20 protein-coding genes and 1 tRNA gene are annotated in these 19,183 nt (G+C 62.0%); 13 read left to right on the top strand and 8 right to left on the bottom strand.

Annotation, left to right across the window (positions count from 1 at the left end; all coding sequences use genetic code 11):
• Nucleotides 1–62 precede the first annotated feature (62 nt).
• The gene (locus F0A16_RS08945; RefSeq protein ID WP_239023771.1) at nucleotides 63–1,241 is read right to left on the bottom strand and encodes a murein hydrolase activator EnvC family protein; all 1,179 of its coding nucleotides are present in this window, start codon (nucleotides 1,239–1,241) and stop codon (nucleotides 63–65) included.
• A 45-nt stretch (nucleotides 1,242–1,286) separates the two neighbouring features.
• Nucleotides 1,287–2,861 carry a 2,3-bisphosphoglycerate-independent phosphoglycerate mutase gene (gene gpmI, locus F0A16_RS08940; protein WP_149435051.1) on the bottom strand — a complete coding sequence of 525 codons (1,575 nt, stop codon included), beginning with the start codon at nucleotides 2,859–2,861 and terminating at the stop codon, nucleotides 1,287–1,289.
• A gap of 530 nt (nucleotides 2,862–3,391) precedes the next feature.
• Here gpmI and F0A16_RS08935 point away from each other — a divergent pair.
• From F0A16_RS08935 to F0A16_RS08925, 3 genes are all read left to right on the top strand, one after another.
• Nucleotides 3,392–3,814, top strand: a complete 423-nt coding sequence (locus F0A16_RS08935) for a rhodanese-like domain-containing protein (protein ID WP_149435050.1) — start codon at nucleotides 3,392–3,394, stop codon at nucleotides 3,812–3,814.
• A gap of 91 nt (nucleotides 3,815–3,905) precedes the next feature.
• Nucleotides 3,906–4,391 carry a protein-export chaperone SecB gene (gene secB / locus F0A16_RS08930; RefSeq protein ID WP_149435049.1) on the top strand — a complete coding sequence of 162 codons (486 nt, stop codon included), beginning with the start codon at nucleotides 3,906–3,908 and terminating at the stop codon, nucleotides 4,389–4,391.
• Between the two features lie 9 nt (nucleotides 4,392–4,400).
• Nucleotides 4,401–5,126: a 16S rRNA (uracil(1498)-N(3))-methyltransferase gene (locus F0A16_RS08925; RefSeq protein ID WP_149435048.1), complete on the top strand. Its 726-nt coding sequence runs from the start codon at nucleotides 4,401–4,403 to the stop codon at nucleotides 5,124–5,126.
• Between the two features lie 125 nt (nucleotides 5,127–5,251).
• Here F0A16_RS08925 and F0A16_RS08920 read toward each other — a convergent pair whose 3' ends face one another.
• Nucleotides 5,252–6,022 (bottom strand): exodeoxyribonuclease III, encoded by a 771-nt coding sequence (locus F0A16_RS08920; RefSeq protein WP_149435047.1) that lies wholly within the window; start codon nucleotides 6,020–6,022, stop codon nucleotides 5,252–5,254.
• A gap of 137 nt (nucleotides 6,023–6,159) precedes the next feature.
• Here F0A16_RS08920 and pyrE point away from each other — a divergent pair, with 137 nt between their 5' ends.
• The 3 genes from pyrE (at nucleotide 6,160) to trmL (ending at nucleotide 8,262) form a co-directional block, all read left to right on the top strand.
• A complete protein-coding gene (pyrE, locus tag F0A16_RS08915; RefSeq protein WP_149435046.1) occupies nucleotides 6,160–6,861 on the top strand; it encodes an orotate phosphoribosyltransferase in 702 nt (233 codons plus the stop codon).
• Nucleotides 6,862–7,030: 169 nt separating this feature from the next.
• Nucleotides 7,031–7,600: a YfaZ family outer membrane protein gene (locus F0A16_RS08910; protein WP_239023770.1), complete on the top strand. Its 570-nt coding sequence runs from the start codon at nucleotides 7,031–7,033 to the stop codon at nucleotides 7,598–7,600.
• Nucleotides 7,601–7,791: 191 nt separating this feature from the next.
• Nucleotides 7,792–8,262, top strand: coding sequence for a tRNA (uridine(34)/cytosine(34)/5-carboxymethylaminomethyluridine(34)-2'-O)-methyltransferase TrmL (trmL, locus tag F0A16_RS08905; protein ID WP_149435045.1), 471 nt, complete (start codon nucleotides 7,792–7,794; stop codon nucleotides 8,260–8,262).
• On the opposite strand, the gene F0A16_RS08900 is transcribed toward trmL, so the two are convergent.
• A complete protein-coding gene (locus tag F0A16_RS08900) occupies nucleotides 8,263–9,087 on the bottom strand; it encodes an IclR family transcriptional regulator (protein WP_149435044.1) in 825 nt (274 codons plus the stop codon).
• A gap of 253 nt (nucleotides 9,088–9,340) precedes the next feature.
• Between F0A16_RS08900 and F0A16_RS08895 the strand changes: the two genes are divergently transcribed.
• From F0A16_RS08895 to uxuA, 4 genes are all read left to right on the top strand, one after another.
• Nucleotides 9,341–10,315 carry a TRAP transporter substrate-binding protein gene (locus F0A16_RS08895; RefSeq protein ID WP_149435043.1) on the top strand — a complete coding sequence of 325 codons (975 nt, stop codon included), beginning with the start codon at nucleotides 9,341–9,343 and terminating at the stop codon, nucleotides 10,313–10,315.
• Nucleotides 10,316–10,353: 38 nt separating this feature from the next.
• Nucleotides 10,354–10,872, top strand: coding sequence for a TRAP transporter small permease (locus F0A16_RS08890; protein WP_187775958.1), 519 nt, complete (start codon nucleotides 10,354–10,356; stop codon nucleotides 10,870–10,872).
• The gene (locus tag F0A16_RS08885) at nucleotides 10,872–12,152 is read left to right on the top strand and encodes a TRAP transporter large permease (protein ID WP_149435041.1); all 1,281 of its coding nucleotides are present in this window, start codon (nucleotides 10,872–10,874) and stop codon (nucleotides 12,150–12,152) included. The genes F0A16_RS08890 and F0A16_RS08885 overlap by 1 nt, the downstream gene beginning before the upstream one ends.
• 85 nt (nucleotides 12,153–12,237) lie before the next feature.
• Nucleotides 12,238–13,419 (top strand): mannonate dehydratase, encoded by a 1,182-nt coding sequence (uxuA, locus tag F0A16_RS08880; RefSeq protein WP_149435040.1) that lies wholly within the window; start codon nucleotides 12,238–12,240, stop codon nucleotides 13,417–13,419.
• A gap of 140 nt (nucleotides 13,420–13,559) precedes the next feature.
• On the opposite strand, the gene F0A16_RS08875 is transcribed toward uxuA, so the two are convergent.
• A complete protein-coding gene (locus F0A16_RS08875; RefSeq protein ID WP_149435039.1) occupies nucleotides 13,560–14,015 on the bottom strand; it encodes a GNAT family N-acetyltransferase in 456 nt (151 codons plus the stop codon).
• Nucleotides 14,016–14,111: 96 nt separating this feature from the next.
• Between F0A16_RS08875 and rep the strand changes: the two genes are divergently transcribed.
• Together rep and cysE are read left to right on the top strand one after the other, a co-directional pair.
• Nucleotides 14,112–16,160 carry a DNA helicase Rep gene (rep, locus tag F0A16_RS08870; RefSeq protein WP_149435038.1) on the top strand — a complete coding sequence of 683 codons (2,049 nt, stop codon included), beginning with the start codon at nucleotides 14,112–14,114 and terminating at the stop codon, nucleotides 16,158–16,160.
• A 39-nt stretch (nucleotides 16,161–16,199) separates the two neighbouring features.
• Nucleotides 16,200–17,042 carry a serine O-acetyltransferase gene (cysE, locus tag F0A16_RS08865; protein WP_223119749.1) on the top strand — a complete coding sequence of 281 codons (843 nt, stop codon included), beginning with the start codon at nucleotides 16,200–16,202 and terminating at the stop codon, nucleotides 17,040–17,042.
• Nucleotides 17,043–17,052: 10 nt separating this feature from the next.
• Here cysE and thiM read toward each other — a convergent pair whose 3' ends face one another.
• Both thiM and F0A16_RS08855 read right to left on the bottom strand, forming a co-directional pair.
• A complete protein-coding gene (gene thiM / locus F0A16_RS08860) occupies nucleotides 17,053–17,907 on the bottom strand; it encodes a hydroxyethylthiazole kinase (RefSeq protein ID WP_239023769.1) in 855 nt (284 codons plus the stop codon).
• Entirely contained in the window at nucleotides 17,894–18,199 is a 306-nt protein-coding gene (locus F0A16_RS08855; protein ID WP_149435035.1) for a c-type cytochrome, read from the bottom strand. The genes thiM and F0A16_RS08855 overlap by 14 nt, the downstream gene beginning before the upstream one ends.
• 201 nt (nucleotides 18,200–18,400) lie before the next feature.
• On the opposite strand from F0A16_RS08855, the gene F0A16_RS08850 reads away from it, so the two are divergent.
• Nucleotides 18,401–18,477, top strand: a tRNA-Arg gene (locus F0A16_RS08850).
• A 209-nt stretch (nucleotides 18,478–18,686) separates the two neighbouring features.
• Here the strand turns inward: F0A16_RS08850 and fos are convergent.
• Entirely contained in the window at nucleotides 18,687–19,097 is a 411-nt protein-coding gene (fos, locus tag F0A16_RS08845; protein ID WP_149435034.1) for a fosfomycin resistance glutathione transferase, read from the bottom strand.
• Nucleotides 19,098–19,183: the final 86 nt, after the last annotated feature.

The following is a 19,183-nucleotide window of genomic DNA, read 5'->3' as shown; positions in this document are numbered from 1 at the left end:
TTGCCATTTGCCGCGCAACCCGAATGACCGTGCATGAAACGGCACAGACCCCGGCGTATCGATCAGCGTTTGGCAATCCAGTTGCCGGGATTGATCGGATTCCCGTTCTGACGCACCTCGAAATAGAGTGCCGAACGTGACTGACCGCCGGTATTGCCGACGGCCCCGACCGTCTGCCCGTTGGAAACCTGCTGCCCGGGATCGACGTCGATCTGCTGGAGATGAGCATAGAGCGTGAGAATGCCGTCGCCGTGATCGAGGATCAGCAGGTTGCCGAAACCGCGCATCCAGTTGGCGAAGACCACCCGGCCGGCATGTACGGCCTTGATCGCCGTCCCCGCCGGCGCCCCGATTAGGATACCGTTGCGATTGATGCCCTCGCCGCTGCCGTAACTCGACAGCATCGTCCCCTGCACGGGCCACGGCAGGCCGCCTCTGGTCTGACGAATGTCGGTCGAGGGGGGCGGTTTCTTCAGGTTGGCGAGCTCTTTCTGCATGCGGTCCAGCAGGCGTTCGACGTGGGCGCGGTCCTGATTGAGATCCTCGAGACGGGACTGCTCGCTGTCGTAGCGGCCGTTCAGCTCCGCCACCAGGGCCTGGCGCTCCTTCAGACTTGATGCCAAGCGCTGCTGCTGCTGCTCGAGGTCGGCCTGGACGTCATCCAGGCGCGAGCGACGCTGGTCGATCGCGGCCAGATTGCCTTCGAGTTGGCGGTTAGTCTCCCGGAGCTGATCGAGTCGGTCCCGGCGTGCCGACGATAGCGCGTTGAGATAGTGCTGGAGCCGATCGACCTCGGCGGGATCATCCTGATTGAGCAGCAGTTTGAGTTGCGGCGTGGTACCGAGGCGATAGAGTGCATCGAACTGCCGCGCCAGCGCCTCGCGCTGCTGCTGGAGATCGGCTGTGAGGCTCTGGCGTCGCTGTTGGAGGTCGGCGACTTCATCATCCAACTGCCGGCGCTCCGCCTGCAGCGAGTCCAGACGTTTGTGGGTCTGGCCGATCGCCGTCTCCACCTGTTCCAGGTCATCCTGGGCGTTGCCGCGAGCGGCCTGGGTATTTTCCAACTTGTCCTGCAGCGCCTGGATGTCGGTGGCCAGGCTGTCCAGCCGCGCGCGGGCCTCCTGCGGGTTGGCCTGGCCAAAGACAGGGCCGGCCAGCAGCAAGCTGCCGGCCAGCAGGAGAGAGAGCCCGTTTCTGCGTTGCCCGCGCCGACATGAGAGGCTGTCTTTGCTGGGTGTCACGTCGGGCGGATCCTGTCGTGGGGAATGGCCTGGGACGAGCCTGCGTTACGCATCATCGATCAGCACGTTACCCGTCATCTCCTCGGGGGCTGGCTGTCGCAGCATGTGCAGCAGCGTCGGTGCCAGGTCGCACAGCCGCCCATCCGACTTGAGCCGGGCCGCCTTGTCGCGACAAACGTAGACCAGCGGCACCATGAAGGTGGTGTGAGAGGTGTGGGGGTTGCCGGTCTCGGGATCGACCATCATTTCGGCGTTGCCGTGATCGGCGGTGACCAGGCATTCGCCGCCGGCTTTCTCGATCGCCTCGATCACGCGACCGAGGCAGACGTCGACGGCCTCGATCGCCTTGGTGGCCGCGCCCAGGTCGCCAGTATGACCCACCATGTCACCGTTGGCGTAGTTGCAGATGATCAGGTCGTACTTGCCATCCTCGATCGCCTCGACCAGCGTATCGGTGAGCTCGAAGGCGCTCATCTCCGGCTTCTCGTCGTAGGTCTTGACGTCCTTGGGCGACTGGATCAGAGCACGATCCTCGCCGTCGAACTTCGCCTCGCGACCGCCGGAGAAGAAGAAGGTGACGTGGGCGTACTTTTCCGTCTCGGCGATGCGCAACTGAGTAAGACCGTGACTCTCCGCCACCTCGCCCAGGGTATTGACCAGGTCTCGCGGCGGGAAGGCGACCGGCGCGTTGATGTCGTCGGCATACTGGGTCAGCATCACCAGTCCCTCGCCGGCCAGCTTGACCCTCTCACCCCGGTCGAAGCCGTCGAAGTCCGGATTGACGAACGCGCGGGTCAGCTCGCGGGCGCGATCGGCGCGGAAGTTGAGGAACAGCGCCGCGTCGCCATCGGCCATGACGATCTTGTCGCCGGTCGGCCGCACGGCAGTGGCAGCGACGAATTCGTCGGTCTCGCCGCGTTCGTAGGCCGCCGCCAGGCCAGCTTCGGCACTGTCTGCGACGTGCTCGCCCTCGCCGAAACGCACCACCCGGTAGGCTTTCTCGACACGGTCCCAGCGATTGTCGCGATCCATGGCGAAGTAGCGGCCGACGATCGACGCCACGAAGCCGTTATCGGCACCGACCAGTTCGGCCAGCCTGGCGTTGGTGCGCTCGATCGAGGCGCCGGCGCTTTTCGGCGCAGTATCGCGACCGTCGGTAAACGCGTGGAGATAGATTTGCTTGGCGCCGCGTGCGGCGGCAAGCTCGGCGACTGCCAGCAGGTGATCTTCGTGGCTGTGGACGCCACCGGGGGAGAGCAGGCCCATCAGGTGGACGGCCTTGCCGTTGGCGACTGCGTCGTCGATCGGTGCGGTGAGCGATTCGATGGTTTTCAGTTCGTCGTCCGCGATCGCCTTGGTGATGCGGGTGAAATCCTGGTAGACGATCCTGCCGGCGCCGATGTTCATGTGGCCGACTTCGGAATTACCCATCTGGCCTTCGGGCAGGCCCACGTAATTGCCATCGGTATGAATCAAGGTGTTGGGGTAATCGCGCTTGAGGCGATCCATCACCGGGGTATCGGCGGCGGCAACGGCGTTGTTGGCGCTGTCATTGTTCTGGCCGTAGCCATCGAGAATCAACAGTGCGACGGGACGCGGAGTGCTGGAAGTATCTGCCATGACAAGCCTCGAAAAATCGGATGGGCGGCGTGAGTCGTGTCGAAACCTAGCGTTCGGCACCGGAGATGCTGGAACCTGCCGTTGTGGAATTCGTCGTTTTGAAACGAAGGCCTCAAAGGATAGCGCACCGGGCGAGTCGGGTCAGCCGTCAGTCTCGCGCTTGCCTCGTTTCACCGACGCCCTCGTGTATAATGGCCGGCGCTCGCCAGGAGTCTGCCGGGCTTGGCCGATCGTCGCGAGAAAAACGGATTTTGAGTCAAGTTCATCGATCGGATAAGGCGAATAGCCCGCTATTTAACGCATCCGATCGAATGAAATTGGCCAAAAGCCCGGAATTCGCAGCAGATCAGTGCTAAGTCCGACAGGCTCCTAACGGGCCAGGATTTTCAGCCGTTCGCGTCCCGAGCCACGAAGGCTTTCATGCCGGCGTGCAAGACGCGGTTTGACGCAGACGCGCCAAGGGCGGAGTCGCACGCCATGCAGGCGTCCCGCGATCCCATTGGCCCCAGATTTAGAGTGTCGGCAGACCCATGATCGATCAGTTGTTCGAATTCGTCGAAAACCATCCGCTGCTGGTCAGCGCCTTCCTGGTCGTGCTGCTCGCGTGGTTGGCGTTCGAGGCCAAGCGTGGCGGCGCTTCCGGTGTTTCCACCACCGAGACCACCTCGCTGATCAACCGCGAAGACGGCGTGGTGATCGATATCCGCGAGAGCAGCGAGTTCAAGGCCGGGCATATCGCCGGTGCCAAGAACATCCCTCAGTCCCGGCTCAAGGAGCGACTGCCGCAGATCGAGAAGTACAAGGACACGCCGGTCATCGTGGTCTGCAAGCAGGGACAGTCCTCCGGTGCCGCTGTCACTGAACTCAGCCAGGCCGGCTTCACCCGGGTCTACAAGCTCAAGGGTGGCATGGCGCAGTGGCAGGCGGACAGCCTGCCGGTCGTGCGCCGCTGAGCAAGTTACCGGTGAATCGCCATCGCCATTTTGTCCGGCATTCCGGCCGATCATTGTGGCCAGTCATTCAGGAACATAAAGGAAACGCATCATGGCGGAAGACAACAATCAGCAAGGTTCTCAGGAAAAGCCGCAGCTGCAATTCTCCCTGCAGCGCATTTACGTCAAGGACATCTCGTTCGAATCGCCCAACGCGCCGAGCGTCTTTCAGCAGCCGTTCAAGCCCAAGGTCGGTCTGGATCTCGATACCACCAGCCAGTCGGTGGGTGAGGATCTCTACGAGGTCGTGGTCAAGGTGACTGCCCAGGTCTCGAACAATGAAGACGGCGCCACGGCGTTTCTGGTCGAGGTCGAGCAGGCAGGTCTGTTCCGCATTTCCGGCCTTGCCGGCGACCAGTTGGATCATACGCTGGGCGCCTTCTGCCCCAACGTGCTGTTCCCCTACGCGCGGGAGTGCATCGACAGCCTGGTCAGCCGTGGCAGTTTCCCTCCGCTGATGCTGGCGCCGGTGAACTTCGAGGCGATGTACGCGCAGAAGCAGCAGCGCACCGCCCAGGCCAGCGAAACCACGCAGTAAGCCCGAGCCATGGCCAAGCCACGCATCCATGTCGCCGCCAGTCTGATCGCTGGCGGCGATGTCGTTCTGCCCGAGGGGCCGGCGCGTCACGTCGCGCTGGTATTGAGACTTCGCCAGAATGCGCCGTTGATCCTGTTCGACGGCGAGGGTCGCGAGGCGCAGGCTCGGCTGGTCGAGGTGGGCCGCAAGCGGGTCGTTGCCCGGATCGACACGCTGGCCGAAGGCGGCGGTGAATCGCCGCTGCCGGTACATCTGGGACAGGCGATTTCCAAGGGGGATCGCATGGATTACGCGATCCAGAAGTCCGTGGAACTGGGCGTGGCCGCCATCACGCCGCTCTACGTCGAACATGGCGATGTACGTCTCAAGGGCGATCGCGAGGCCAAGAAGCTGGTTCATTGGCAAGGCGTGGCGGTTAGTGCCTGCGAGCAGTGCGGTCGGGCGACAATACCGCCGGTTCATCCACCACGGACACTGGCGGAATGGCTCGGCGAGCGCGACGAAACGCTTCGTCTGGTGTTGCATCCCGCCACTGACGATAGCTGGCGGCCAGCGGATTCGGTCGACTCCGCTGCGCTGCTGATCGGCCCCGAAGGTGGGCTCAGCGCCACTGAAGTCGACAGCGCCCGACGCGCCGGCTTCCAACCGCTTACGCTCGGACCGCGCATTCTGCGTACCGAGACCGCGCCCGTCGTCGCGCTGACGCTATTGCAGCACCGCTTCGGGGATCTTTAGCAGAGGGCCTGGCGCGTCTGTCACCGGATGCCAGCCAACAAAAACACCCCGCCAGCCGAAGATTCGGTTGGCGGGGTGTTTTTGTTGAATCGCTGACAGCTACTGACGTGCGTCGTGCCGGGCGATTACAGCTCGAGATCGTACTCGACGATCAGCGGAGCGAACTCGCTGAAGGTCGCATCGGTATCGATCCAGGCGTCCTTCACGTTACGCCGGAAGTTAGGGCCGACGATCTGGTAGTCGAGGCGCCAGCCTTCCTGACGAGTTCGCGACACTTCCTGGTTGAGCTTGGGCCACCAGGTGTACTGGTCGGCGTCCCGGTTGACCTCGCGGAAGGTATCGATGAAGCCGGTCGGGCCGAACACCTGATCCATCCAGGCGCGCTCCTCGGGCTTGAAGCCGGGGGTCGTCTGGTTGTCGGTCCAGTTAGCAAGATCGAGCGTCTTGTGCGCGATGTGCCACGTCCCGCAGATGATGTACTCGCGACGCTTGCGAGCCATCTTGTTCAAGTACTCCAGATACTGGGTCATGAACGTCTGCTTGGCGGCCGGGTCGTCATCGCCGCTGGGCATCAGGAAGGTCGCGATGCTGAAGCGGTCGTAGTCCGCCTGCAGGAAACGCCCTTCGTTGTCGCACTGCTCGAAGCCCAGTCCGTACATGATGGCCTTGGGAATCTTGCGGCAGTAGAGCCCGACCCCGGAGAAGCCATCCTGTTCGGCATCCAGGAAATAACCTTCGTAACCTTCCGGATAGAGGACGCTGTCATCGAGCTCGAAGCTTTTGGCCTTCAGGTTCTGCACGCAGACGACGTCAGCATCCTGTTCGGCCAGCCAGTCGAGGAAGCCCCGCTCGACGGCCTCTCGGATCCCGTTCACATTGATGCTGGCGATTTTCATACAGTGTTCCTTCTTTGTCGCGCGTGTATGATACCCGAGCTTGAAAGGTTTAGGTAAATGACTGCTGCGTTTGGCCAAAACGGCAGCGGCCCGTCAAGAATCATGAGGCCATACATAAGGACATAGGGAGACCCGGGGTGAGCGTCGAGATTCAGCCGTATCAGCAGGAGTTCATCGAGTTTGCGATCGCCGAAGGGGTGTTGCGCTTCGGTGAATTCACGCTCAAGTCCGGTCGTGTCAGTCCCTATTTCTTCAATGCCGGCTTGTTCCGCTCCGGTCGTGCCCTGGCTCGCCTGGGGCGTTTCTATGCCAGCGCCATCGCCAACAGCGGCATCGAGGCCGATGTACTATTTGGTCCAGCTTACAAGGGTATACCGCTGGCGGCGAGTACAGCCGTTGCGATGGCCGATCATCATCAGCGCGACCTGCCCTTTGCCTTCAACCGCAAGGAAGCCAAGACCCACGGTGAGGGCGGCAATATCGTCGGCGCCGAACTGCGCGGCAACGTCCTGATCATCGACGATGTCATCACGGCCGGAACGGCAATCCGCGAGGTCATGCATATCATCCAAGGTGCCGGTGCCCAGGCCGCTGGCGTCGTGATCGCTCTCGACCGTCAGGAGCGTGGCCAGGATGGCGAGGGCTTGAAACCGCACAGCGCCATCCAGGAAGTCGAGGCGACGTATCATATGCCGGTTGTCAGCATCGTCAACCTCGATCAGCTTCTTGCGTATCTGGAAACCCGGCCAGGCCGCGGCGAAAATGGCGCTTCCATCGCCCAGCATGCCGAAGCCATCCGCGCCTACCGCGATCGCTACGGTGTCACTAACGCCCACTGACCCGAGACCCCGGGCAAACAGCAGCGTTCCTGCCTGCTACGATTTGCCGCAGCCATTTCGCGGCAGGCGTTACAAAAGGTTTAAAAACACCGTTTGATAATTTCTCGAATTATGTCACGCTTAAGCGAGTGGTCCAACGCGTTTCGACGCGAATCTCGGGAGACGTATCATGATCAAGCGCAACAGGATGAAACATTGGGGCTTTGCCCTTGCCACAGCGACCTTTGTTTTCGCCAGTCAACAGGCGATGGCGCTGAGCGTATCCGCCAACGGTGGTGACGAATCCTTCGGTGTCGAGGCCAGCCAGACCATCTTGCCCACCCTGCGAGCCGGCATCGGTTACCTGAACACCGACGACAGTGGCCACAACGCCAAGGCCTACTCGGGTTCGCTGATGTTCACGCCATGGCTGCCGGGCATCGATCTTTCCGTTGGCGGGCGTTACCAGTATCAGGACACCTACTACGGCAATGGCGGCGGTCTGGGGCTCGGCGGTTCCGCGTTCGTCGACACGCCCATTCCATTGACCTCGATTGGTGCCTACGGTTTCTACACGCCGGAAGGACTAGCCCACGGCGACATCGACAAGAGCTATGAGTATGGTGCCCAGGCGCGGGTCAACATCATCTCGCAGACCTACGTCTACGGCGGCTATCGCTATATGCGTACCGACTTCGACAATGACAACGGCCGCACGCTGGACAGCGGTCCGGTGCTCGGCGTCAGCGTCGGCTTCTAATCCGCGAAAACTATCTGCGCTCGATCAGGCAGTGTTAAAAATCAGCTCAAGCTGCTCATTTACAACAGTAAACTCCGCGCTTTCGCTGATTTTTGCCTCGCCTGATCGTCGCTCGAAAAGTTTTCAAGCGGCGGCGAATCCGGTCCTTATTGGGTATGATGCAAGAATCACCCGCCTCCGAGCCGGCCGCCATGCTTGATATCGTGCTGTTTGAGCCCGAAATCCCACCCAATACCGGCAATATCATCCGGTTGTGCGCCAATACCGGATTTCGTCTGCATATCATCGAACCGATGGCCTTCGAACTCGACGACAAGCGCTTGCGCCGCGCCGGGCTCGACTATCACGAGTGGGCCCGCGTCCAGGTCCATGCCAACTGGCCCGCCTTTCTCGAAACCGTCGGGCCGGAACGCGTATTCGGTGTCTCGACCCGGGGCCGCCACGGTTATCATCACATCCACTTCCGTGAAGGCGACGCCCTGGTCTTCGGTCCGGAAACCCGTGGCCTGCCCCAATCGATGCTCGAAGCGCTGCCTCCCGCGCAGCGATTGCGCATCCCGATGCTGGCGGACAGCCGCAGCCTCAACCTCTCCAACGCTTGCGCCATCATCGTCTTTGAGGCGTGGCGGCAGATGGATTTCGTCGGCGCGGTGGATGTCTGATCAGGGCCCCCTTGGCGTATCTTCGGGCCGGGAGAGCCAGTAGGGCGACGGTACGACATCGGCGAGCGCGCTTCTGAGCGAGGGTTCGTAGGCGAGTAGCGCCTCGCGCGTGATCTCGTTGGCGAGGGTGGCAACGCTGACCGCCGCCACCGGCCCCGAGTGATCCAGTACGGCGATGCTGATGGCAACCACGCCGGGCACGTTCTCTTCCATGTCCAGCCCGTAGCCCGCTTGCCTGGCCTCGCGCACCCGCTCCCAGACCCCCTCGATGGACGCCGGCGCGTTCGCGCAGGGCTGACGGTAACCCTCCCCGAACTTCGCCTCTAACTCCGAGAACGCCCGGTACCGATGCGCCAGCATGATCCGCCCCATGGCGGTATTGGTGGCCGGTATTCGCATCCCCACGCTGGTGCCGGCCTGAATCGGCTTGCGGGATTCGATCCGCTCCAGATAGAGGATCTCCTTATCGTCCAGAATCGAGATGTGACAGACCTCGTTCAATGCCACCGAGAGCTGACGTACGGCCGGTCTCAATATCCCGATGATGTCCAAATTGTTGATATAGCTCTGATATAGCGTATGGATCGAGCTGCCCAGCCCATAGAATCCTGTATCGCTTCGCTGGGTGATGAACCCCCGGAACTTCAGGGCTGAAAGCGTGACGTGCAGGCTGCTCTTGTTGAGATTGAGCGCGCTCGACAGCTCGTTCAGGGAGAGTCCAGCCGGTCCCGCGTCCGCCAGGGTCAGCAGGGCCCTGAGCGCCTTGTCGACGCTGGGCATGGCCGAGCCCTGTGTCGGCCCGGCCGGTTCCTTGGGTGCCTTCACGTCATTCTCCCTTTCCGTTCCGTTTCATCGATTGAGGGGCCATGTCGACCGCGACGTGACGTGCTTTCGGTATGCCCCGTCAACATCTCACTTCTCATCTTCCCGCCCGACTTAGCCCTTCGTCTATTTGCCTAACGGCGCATTGATCGAAAATTGCCCAGGCTCAAAACTATGTTTGCCATTAAAGAATATAGTTTGTCATTAACAAACGAAAGCCGTTGAGAGTTTGATGACACGGGTCGAAGGGGGTTCCATGAAGACCGTTTTTGCCGGATGGATTGCCGCGGCGTCGTTCGCCGCCCTGCCGATGTCGGCGAACGCCGCGGACTACACGCTGAAGTTCGGGCATCTCGCCAACGAGAATCACATCTACAACCAGGCGGCGCTCGCTTTCGAAGAAGAGGTGGAGTCGCGTTCCGCTGGGCGGATCGACGTGCAGATCTTCCCCAACGAACAGTTGGGCAGCGAGAGCGAGATGGTCAGCAGTATCCAGTTGGGTACGGCGGACATGACGATCACCGGCGAGCCGCTCCAGAACTGGGGAGCCCCCAAGGCGGCGCTGCTCGGCGTGCCCTACGCCATCGACAGTTCGGAGATGCTGAAGCGCGTCGCCGGCGGCGAGATCGGCCAGGAGATCGAGTCGCAGATCGAGAACCAGGTGGGGCTCGTGCCGCTGACCTGGTTCGAACGCGGCCCGCGGGAGCTCACCTCCAACCGGCCGATCAAGACGCCCGACGATCTCGACGGCATCATCCTGCGGCTTCCGGACGTGCCGCTCCACATCAAAGTGTGGCAGGCGCTGGGGGCCAAGCCGACCCCGATGGCCTTTGGCGAGATGTTCTCCGCGCTGCAGCAGGGCACGATCGAAGGGCAGGAAAACCCGCTGAGCCTGATCGAGAGCGCCAGCCTCTATGAGGTGCAGGACTACGTCAACGTAACCGACCACGTCCGCAGCTGGATCTACGTGGTGATCGGCAAGCGCAAGCTCGAGAGCATGCCCGACGACCTCCAGACAGTGGTGCGAGAGGCCGCCGACAATATGCACGAAACCTATCAGGAACTCTTCGTGGAAGACCAGAAACGGTTACGGGAGAGCCTGCAGGAGCGTGGCATGGAGTTCGTCGAGGTGGACCAGAAGGCATTCAGCGAGCGTGCCCGTGAGGCGGTCGAGGCGAACCTGAGCGGCGACACGCTGGCGCTCTACCACAAGATGCTCGAGCTCGAGTGAATCGCTGAGTCCGTACGCGGATGAGGATGGGTCAAGCCATGAGGATTTCGGACGACAACCGCTGGGTGGACGCTGCCCGGCGGGTACTGTCACTGATCGATGGCGTGTTGAAAGTGGTCAGCATCGCCTGTTTCGTCGCCATCGCGGCGGCCGTCTTTCTGCAGGTCTTCTCCCGTTTCCTGCTGCCGACGACCCCTTCCTGGACGGAAGAGGTCTCCCGGTACTGCTTCATCTATCTGGTCGCCTCCGCCATCGGGCTCGCCTGGCGAGACGGCGACATCATCTCGCTGGATCTCTACCAGCACCGGCTGGGGCCGCGGGGGCAGGCGATCCATCGCTTGATCATGTCGGCGCTGACGGGCGTGGCGTCGCTCGCCACCCTGGTGACCGTGCCGGCGCTGATGCAGATCGGCAGCTTCCAGCGCTCGGCTGCGCTGGGCATGCCGATGAAATACGTCTACTTCGCCCTATTCGTACTGCTCGGCAGTCTCGCCTTTCACGCGCTTCGGCAAGCGGTTCGTGAGGGATGGCTGCTGCTCGACTCGGAGAACCGCTGATGGAAACGCTCGGCCTGTTCGCGATCTTCTTCGGGCTTCTGGTACTTGGCGCCCCCATCATCGTCTGCCTTGGCCTCTCGTCGGCCTTCTATATCTTCATGGCGGGCGTGCCGATGGCCGTCGTGCCCCAGAAGGTGTTTTCCGGAATGGATTCGTTCGTGCTGCTGACGCTACCGGGGTTCATTCTCGCCGGCGGGCTGATGAACGGTGGCGACATCACCCGGCGTATCATCGACTTCAGTAACTCCCTGTTCGGCAACATCCGTGGCGGACTGGGGTTTGCCAACGTGGGCGGCTCGCTCATCTTCGGGGGCATTTCGGGCACGGCCGTCGCCGACACGGCCAGCATCGGCTCGGTGATGATTCCCGGCATGGCGCGCAACGGCTACGACAAGCCGTTCGCCGCCGCGGTCACGGCTGCCTCCTCCACCATCGGGCCGATCATTCCGCCCAGCCTGCCGATGATTATCGCCGGCTCGCTGACGGGGATCTCCATCGGCCGGATGTTCCTGGCCGGTGCCATTCCCGGGCTGCTGCTGGCCGCCGGCATGATGCTCACCTGCTACCTGATCGCGCTCAAGAAGGGGTATCCGCGCCACGGCTGGGTCGGCTTTCCCAAGCTGTTTCACGACTTCAAGAGCGCGCTCTGGGCGATTCTGCTGACCTTCATCATTCTCTTCGGGATCACCGGCGGGGTCTTCACACCGACTGAGGCGTCGATGGTGGCTGTGCTCTATGCGCTGGTAGTGGGGCTTTTCGTCTACAAGGGGCTCACGCCTCGAAGCATCGTCGAACTCATCTTCGATGCGGCCAAGCTCTCGGCGTCGCTGATGCTGCTGATCGGGGTCTCCAACCTGTTCGGCTGGGTGCTGACCAGTGAGCGAATTCCGCAAGCGATCGCGAGCTACATCCTGTCGATCACCGAGAACAAGTTCCTGATTCTGCTGATCCTGAACCTGCTGCTGTTGATCGTGGGCACGTTCATGGAGACCATCGCTGCGCTGGTGATCCTCTTTCCCACGCTGCTCGCCATTGCCGTGGGGGTCGACGTCGATCCGGTGCACTTCGGCATCATCGCCGTGCTCAACCTGATGATCGGGCTAACCACGCCGCCGATGGGAATCTGCCTGTTCGTCGCCTCCAGCATCAGCAAGGTGCCGGTCATGGAGGTGGTGCGGGCGATCATCCCGTTCCTCATCTGCAATCTCTGCGTCCTGCTGCTGGTGACCTACCTGCCGTTCCTGTCGCTCTGGCTGCCCAACCTGATCATGGGCGAATGAGCGAGCGAAGACGCGGGTCCGGAGAGCAATCGTCACGACAACAATCGTTCTGAAGACCATCACCGACAATCACATGGAGTACTCGATGGAACATACCTGGCGCTGGTTCGGCCCGAATGACCCGATCTCTCTCGACGACGTGCGGCAGACGGGGGCCACGGGGATCGTGAGCGCGCTGCACGAGATGCCCATCGGCGAGGTATGGCCGATAGCGGCGATCGAGGAGCGCAAGGCGCTGATCGAATCCCACGGCCTTACCTGGTCGGTGGTGGAGAGCATCTCGGTGCACGAGGACATCAAACTCAACGAGGGCGAGGTGGACAAGTACATCGACAACTTCGCCCAGACGATTCGCAACCTCGCCGCCTGCGGTATCGATACCGTCTGCTACAACTTCATGCCGGTGCTCAATTGGACGCGAACAGAGCTCGAATACGAGCGTCCCAGCGGCAGCAAGGCGTTGCTGTTCGACTTCGTCGACTACTGCGCCTTCGACCTGTTCATCGTCGAGCGCCCCGATGCCGCGGCCGACTACACCGACGAGCAGTGCGAACGAGCGGAGCAGCGCTACCGGAGGATGAGCGACGCGCAGGTCGCGCATCTGGTCCACAACCTGGTCGCCGGCATGCCCGCCAACGAAGGCAGCTACTCGCTCGACGAGTTCAAGCGCCATATCCAGCGTTACGCCGGAATGAGCCGTGAAACCTTCCGGCAGCACTTCTTGCACCTGCTGGAGCGGATCGTGCCCGTCGCCGAGGAGTGCGGCGTGCGCCTGGCGATCCATCCCGACGATCCGCCATTTTCGCTCTGCGGTTTGCCGCGCATCGTCTCCACCGAGGAGGATGCGGCGTGGATACTCGCCGCGGTGGATAGCCCGGCCAATGGGCTCACCTTCTGCACCGGCAGCTACGGCTCGCGGCTCGACAACGATCTGCCACAAATGATAGAACGCTTCGCCGACCGGATCTACTTCACCCACCTGCGCGCGACCAAGACCCTGGAAGACGGCATCAGCTTCTTCGAGGACGACCATCTCGCCGGCAACATCGACATGGTCGGCATCGTCGATCAATTGCTCACCATCGAGAGCCGCCGGCGCGAAGCGGGCGATCACCGCGCGTTGCCCATGCGGCCCGATCACGGCCAGAAGGTGCTCGACGACAACCACAAGGCGTCGACGCCGGGCTACCCCGCGATCGGCCGGTTCAAGGGGTTGGCGGAGCTTCGCGGGGTGGAGCAGGCGCTGCGCTACGCCAAGGACTACTGACCATCCCGAGTCGTCTGAACGCGACGGACCTGGCTTGTGTCTCGAGCCCAATGTCTAACGCCGTCGATCGCCCCGATGGGCGGCGTTCGTTCGAGCGGTGGTGCGTAGGTTAGCGAGCACAGGCGGTTTTCGTACAAAGCTTAGAGCGTGCGAGTCATGAACACGCTGAAAGTGTCTTCGACGTAGTTCGCGAACGGGCCGCAGCATTGGAATCCGAGCGCTTCGTAGAATTGGCGCGCCGGAGCGAAATGCGCCACTGAACCGGTTTCCAGGCTCAACCGGCGAATGCCGAGTCCCCGCGCCTCCTCGATCAGGTGCGCCAGGATCGCCCGCGCCACGCCTTTACGTAGATGGTTCGGATCGGTGCGCATCGACTTGATCTCGGCGTGTTCGTCATCGAGGCGCTTGAACGCGCCGCAGCCGAGCAGTTGGCCATCCTCCCAGGCGGTATAGAAGTGAACCTCCGGGCGTCGCAGCCCGTCGAGATCCAGCGCGTGGCGGCTCTCCGGCGGTGAGTGGGGCTCGAAGTCCTTGAGATGGGCTTCCAGCATGGCGGCAATTTCGGGGCCGCGTAGATCGTCTCTTTTGATCTGCATGAGGTGTATCATTCCCGCGTTGTTGTTTTGACTCTATCGTTTTGATTCCGTCGCTCTCTTTCTCGACGCTTTCTTCACCTCTGCGATTCTGCCCTCATGTCCGATATTCGCCAACGTCTCGCCAAGCTCAATCCGCGTCAGCAAGAGGCGGTGTGCTTCATCGACGGTCCGTGTCTGGTGCTGGCGGGCGCCGGTTCCGGCAAGACCAGCGTGATCACCACCAAGATCGCCTATCTGGTCCAGGAGTGCGGCATGAGCGCGCGCAAGATCGCCGCGGTCACTTTCACCAACAAGGCCGCGCGCGAGATGAAGGAGCGCGTCGGGCAGATACTCAAGGGGCGTGAAGGGCACGGCCTGACCGTATCGACCTTCCACAACCTGGGTCTCAACATCATCCGTCGCGAACTCAAGGCTCTCGGCTTTCGCCCGGGCTTTTCGTTGTTCGACCCGGAGGACGCCAAGGCGCTGCTGCGGGACCTGATGCAGAAGGAAGCCGATACTGACGCCGAACAGATCAACGCCGTGCAGAATCAGATATCCCAGTGGAAGAACGACCTGGTGCTGCCCGGGCCGGCGATTTCCCACGCGGAAGACGAAGACCAGCAGTACGCCGCGCGGATCTACGAAGCCTACAACCGGCATCTCAAGGCCTACAACGCGGTCGACTTCGACGACCTGATCATGCTGCCGGTGGTGTTGCTGAAGACCGATCCCGAGGCGCTGGCGCGCTGGCGCAAGCGTATCCACTACATGCTGGTGGACGAATACCAGGACACCAACGTCAGCCAGTACCAACTGGTGAAGATGCTGATGGACGAGCGCGCCACCTTTACCGTGGTGGGGGACGACGACCAGTCGATCTACGCCTGGCGTGGCGCGCGGCCGGAGAACCTGGTGACGCTGGGCGAGGATTTCCCGCGGCTCAACGTGATCAAGCTGGAGCAGAACTACCGCTCCACCGCCACCATCCTGCGCGCCGCCAACACCCTGATTGCCAACAACCCCCACGTCTATGAGAAGACCCTGTGGTCGGACATGGGCCAGGGCGACGCGATCCGAGTGATCGTCAATCGCCATGAAGAGGCGGAGGCCGAGCGCGTGGCCGGCGAGATTCTGACGCGCCGCATCAAGGAGCGCGCCGAATGGCGTGACTTCGCCGTGCTCTATCGTGGCAACTTCCAGGCCCGGCTGCTCGAGCTCAAGCTGCAGCACCACCAGATTCCCTACAAGCTTTCCGGTGGCACCTCGTTCTTCTCGCGCAACGAGATCAAGGATTCGATGGCCTATCTACGGCTGTTGATCAACCCGGACGATGACAATGCCTTCCTGCGCATCGTCAACGTGCCGCGCCGCGAGATCGGCCCCGGCACGCTGGAAAAGCTCGCCAATTATGCCTCCGAACGCGGCGGCTCGATGTTCTCCGCCTGCCATGAGATGGGGCTGGAACAAGTGCTACCCACTCGCGCCGTGGAGCGTCTCGGGCGATTCGCCCACTTCATCGATGGCGTGCGCAAGCGCATGGACCAGGGCGATGCTATCGCCGCCATTCGCGAGATGATCCGCGACATGGACTATGAAGCCTGGCTTTATCAGAACGCCAGCGCGCCGACCATCGCCGAGCGCCGCATGGCCAACGTCTGGACGCTGATCGACCAGCTCGAGAAGTCGATGCACCGCGACGATGAGGAGGGCGAGGCGTCTGAAGAGACCGACGACGTGCAGTCGGCGATCTCGCGGCTGGTGCTGCGCGACATTCTCGAGCAGCAGGCTGAAGAGGACGACTCCGACCGCGTCCAATTGCTCACCATGCACGCTTCCAAGGGCCTGGAGTTTCCCCACGTCTATCTCATGGGGCTCGAGGAAGAGCTGCTGCCGCATCGCAATTCCATCGAATCCGGCACCGTGGAGGAGGAGCGACGACTCGCCTACGTCGGCATCACCCGCGCCCGGCGAACGCTGACGTTAACGCTCGCCCGTCAGCGCAAGGCCTATGGCGAACTGCTCGACTGTACGCCGAGCCGCTTCCTCGACGAACTGCCGGCGGACGATCTGGAGTGGGAAGGTCGTGCCGATAAGGAAAATCCGGAGAAAAAGCAGGAGCGGGGCCAGAGTGCGATCGCGGGCCTGCGATCGCTGCTAGGCTAGAAGTCATTCGATGCCTATCCACGCCGACGAGAGATGCCGATGAACACCACCGAGCTATGGCAACAGGCCCGCGACGAGGCGATGACGATCTCGCGGCAGGAGCCGCTGTTGACCCCCTTGATGCTGGGCGCGGTGCTCAATCGCTCGACACTGGGCGCGGGGTTGGCCTATCGCCTGGGCCAACGCCTGGCGCACCCCGATCTGGCGGCCAACCAGTTAATCAAGCTGTTCGATGAGCTGCTCGCCGGCGATCCCTCGGTCGGCGAAGGCATCGGCCAGGATCTGACCGCAGTGATCGAACGCGATCCGGCGATTCGCCAGGTCACCGAAGTGCTGCTCTACCTCAAGGGCTTTCATGCCCTGACGGTGCATCGGTTCGCCCATGTGCTGTGGCAGACCGGTCGCCGGCAGATGGCGCGTTACCTGCAGAGCCGCAGCTCCGAAGTGTTCCAGACCGATATTCATCCTGCCGCGCGGATCGGCAATGGCGTCTTCATCGATCACGCTACCGGGGTCGTCATCGGTGAAACCACAGTGATCGAAGACGAGGTTTCGCTGCTGCAAGGCGTCACGCTCGGCGGAACGGGGAAAGCCGCGGGGGATCGCCATCCCAAGATTCGACGAGGCGTGTTGATCGGCGCCGGAGCCAAGGTGCTCGGTAATATCGAGATCGGTGAAGGGGCACGCATCGGCGCCGGCTCGGTGGTACTCAAGGCGGTTCCCGCGCGTACCACGGCGGTAGGTGTCCCGGCACGTATCGTCGGCGATGCCGGTTGCGCGGCACCCTCACGGGAAATGCAGCATTGTCTCGACAAGCCACTTGAGCCGGAAACCCCGGCACGGCCCACGCCTGCCAGCGGCAAGCTCTGTTGCGGGCGCTAGCCCGACGTTGTCAATCCAGCGCCAGGCGATCCGAGAGAAAATCGGTCAGGTCGACGCTATCCAGCGCATCCAGCCAGATTACCGCGAAACTGCCGGGGCCATGTGCCGTCAGTTCGGCCCGTTCGGCCGCGGCGGCGGCGTGTGCATGGGCACAGATCATCGCGTCCAGTGGGGTGTCGGCGACCGCCAGATAGGCGGCGATCAACGCACCCAGCGCGCAGCCGGTTCCCGTCGCGCGAGGCTGCCACGCGCTTCCGCCGGCAAGACTGATCGTCAGGGGGCCGGTATCGGTGGTCGAACGGCCCAGCAGGCGGTCGACCCGCCCGGAAATCGCAATGCCTTCTGCCTGAGCCAGCAAATCAGCGGCAGCGGTAAGCGCATCCTGCGATTCGTGCTGAGTATCGACCCCACGCCCATGAGCGCCGGCCTCTGTCAGCGACATGATCTCCGAGGCATTGCCGCGGATCACCGCCGGGCGACTGGTCATCAACTCGAGGCTCACGTCTCGCCGCAACGGCAGCGCAGCCGCGCCGACGGGGTCGAGCACCCAGGGCGTCCCCGACCGGTTGGCGGCTTGGCTGGCCCGTTGCATCGCGGCCACGCTATCGGCACTGGGGGTACCCAGATTGATCAACAAGGCATCCGCGGTCGCTGCCAGGCCTTCGACTTCATCGGGATGATCGGTCATCGCCGGAGACGCCCCGGCGGCCAGCAGCACATTGGCGACGAAGTTGACGGTGACCTGATTGGTCAAGCAGTGCACCAGTGGCGCACGCTGGCGCAGGCGGCCGTGTGTCGCCAGCAGGCGTTGCCGCCACTCGTGCGTCTGGAGTTGTGCCTCGGTCATGCCGTCAACCGCTTTCATTGGCGATGTAGTCGACGGCGGCCTTGACCTCGTCATCGGTGAGATCCGCGTTGCCGCCCTTGGCCGGCATCCCGCCGACACCGTCGATCGCGTTGGTATAGAGCGTATCCATGCCTTTATCGATACGCGGCTGCCAGGCATCCTTGTTTCCGATCTGCGGTGCGCTGCCGCCATCGTGGCAACTGGCGCAGTTGTTTTCGAAGATCGCTTCGCCGTCGGTGGCCTGAGCCTGAGTTGCCAGCACCGAGATCAGCAGGGCAGCCGTTAACGCCAGGGGGAGTTTCACGTTCATGTGGCCTCATCGTCGTCGGTCGTGACGTCCATTTATCGTATTGTCGCGTCTCCAGTATAATCATCCCCCGATGTTGCGAAAGCTGGCGTGGCGGCGGGTGAAGCCATGTCTGGACAGCCCATGGCCGAGCGGGTAGGATGGCCGCGCTGTTGGCGGGCCACTCGGCTATCCACGCCATTCAGCACGACGTCACGTCATCGCGCGCCCATAGCTCAGCTGGATAGAGTACTGCCCTCCGAAGGCAGGGGTCGCAGGTTCGAATCCTGCTGGGCGCGCCATCTGGACTTCCTGAACGTTCCGAGAAAGTCCGAAATCGTAAGAAAAACGCTTAAAAATCAGTAGATTTTGTTCCCGCCTCTTCCTAAGCGTTCCTACCGAATCCAGCCGCAATATGGTATAGATCAGGGTATATACCCGTGTTCGGAAAACCTAGCTATACCCCAATGCCGCTAACTATCAGACAATCGAATCAACTATCGTCATCTGGCTAGGTCAGAATCTCCATGCCGGAGTAGGGCTTTTGCCTACAGGCTTCCAGCCTGCTCCTCAGATCACCCACGTGGATCTCGAGCTTATGGCCATCAGGGTCGAGAAAGTAGAACGAATCTCCCTCGCTTCGATTTTGCCGCCACTCTTTCACGCCCTTGGCTTTCAGGTGTTCGACGGTGGGCGTGAATTCATCGGCCGTAACCGTGAAGGCGTAGTGTGTGTATTCGGGATGTGGTTCGGTGCCGCGGTGCTCGTCCAGGGTGAGACAAAGCCATAAACCCTCAAGCGATAGATACGCTCCCGTATCCCACTGGGCATTCAGCATCAGCCCCAGCGTCTCTCGGTAAAATCCAGTGCTTCTACTCAACTCAGAGACGGCGAGTGTTAGGTGGTTTAGACCTTTGAGCATGCTTGGCTCCTGCATGTGACAGATTTTTCTGAAACTCACGAAAATCAGAGCATTACAATCGCTGGCCATCAATGAAAGCCGTGCAG

Origin of the sequence: Salinicola corii (assembly GCF_008298015.1) — a bacterium.
Taxonomy (GTDB): Bacteria; Pseudomonadota; Gammaproteobacteria; order Pseudomonadales; family Halomonadaceae; genus Salinicola; species Salinicola corii.
This window is presented reverse-complemented; position numbering and strand designations above follow the sequence as displayed.

What these genes read in the sequence shown, in the direction of transcription:
- uxuA (WP_149435040.1), top strand. Translation starts at nt 12,238, where the DNA reads ATGGAACATACCTGGCGCTGGTTCGGCCCGAATGACCCGATCTCTCTC.
- F0A16_RS08885 (WP_149435041.1), top strand. Translation starts at nt 10,872, where the DNA reads ATGGAAACGCTCGGCCTGTTCGCGATCTTCTTCGGGCTTCTGGTACTT.
- F0A16_RS08935 (WP_149435050.1), top strand. Translation starts at nt 3,392, where the DNA reads ATGATCGATCAGTTGTTCGAATTCGTCGAAAACCATCCGCTGCTGGTC.
- thiM (WP_239023769.1), bottom strand. Translation starts at nt 17,907, where the DNA reads ATGAAAGCGGTTGACGGCATGACCGAGGCACAACTCCAGACGCACGAG.
- rep (WP_149435038.1), top strand. Translation starts at nt 14,112, where the DNA reads ATGTCCGATATTCGCCAACGTCTCGCCAAGCTCAATCCGCGTCAGCAA.
- F0A16_RS08890 (WP_187775958.1), top strand. Translation starts at nt 10,354, where the DNA reads ATGAGGATTTCGGACGACAACCGCTGGGTGGACGCTGCCCGGCGGGTA.
- cysE (WP_223119749.1), top strand. Translation starts at nt 16,200, where the DNA reads ATGAACACCACCGAGCTATGGCAACAGGCCCGCGACGAGGCGATGACG.
- F0A16_RS08925 (WP_149435048.1), top strand. Translation starts at nt 4,401, where the DNA reads ATGGCCAAGCCACGCATCCATGTCGCCGCCAGTCTGATCGCTGGCGGC.
- gpmI (WP_149435051.1), bottom strand. Translation starts at nt 2,861, where the DNA reads ATGGCAGATACTTCCAGCACTCCGCGTCCCGTCGCACTGTTGATTCTC.
- F0A16_RS08920 (WP_149435047.1), bottom strand. Translation starts at nt 6,022, where the DNA reads ATGAAAATCGCCAGCATCAATGTGAACGGGATCCGAGAGGCCGTCGAG.
- F0A16_RS08855 (WP_149435035.1), bottom strand. Translation starts at nt 18,199, where the DNA reads ATGAACGTGAAACTCCCCCTGGCGTTAACGGCTGCCCTGCTGATCTCG.
- F0A16_RS08895 (WP_149435043.1), top strand. Translation starts at nt 9,341, where the DNA reads ATGAAGACCGTTTTTGCCGGATGGATTGCCGCGGCGTCGTTCGCCGCC.
- secB (WP_149435049.1), top strand. Translation starts at nt 3,906, where the DNA reads ATGGCGGAAGACAACAATCAGCAAGGTTCTCAGGAAAAGCCGCAGCTG.
- trmL (WP_149435045.1), top strand. Translation starts at nt 7,792, where the DNA reads ATGCTTGATATCGTGCTGTTTGAGCCCGAAATCCCACCCAATACCGGC.
- fos (WP_149435034.1), bottom strand. Translation starts at nt 19,097, where the DNA reads ATGCTCAAAGGTCTAAACCACCTAACACTCGCCGTCTCTGAGTTGAGT.
- F0A16_RS08875 (WP_149435039.1), bottom strand. Translation starts at nt 14,015, where the DNA reads ATGCAGATCAAAAGAGACGATCTACGCGGCCCCGAAATTGCCGCCATG.
- F0A16_RS08910 (WP_239023770.1), top strand. Translation starts at nt 7,031, where the DNA reads ATGATCAAGCGCAACAGGATGAAACATTGGGGCTTTGCCCTTGCCACA.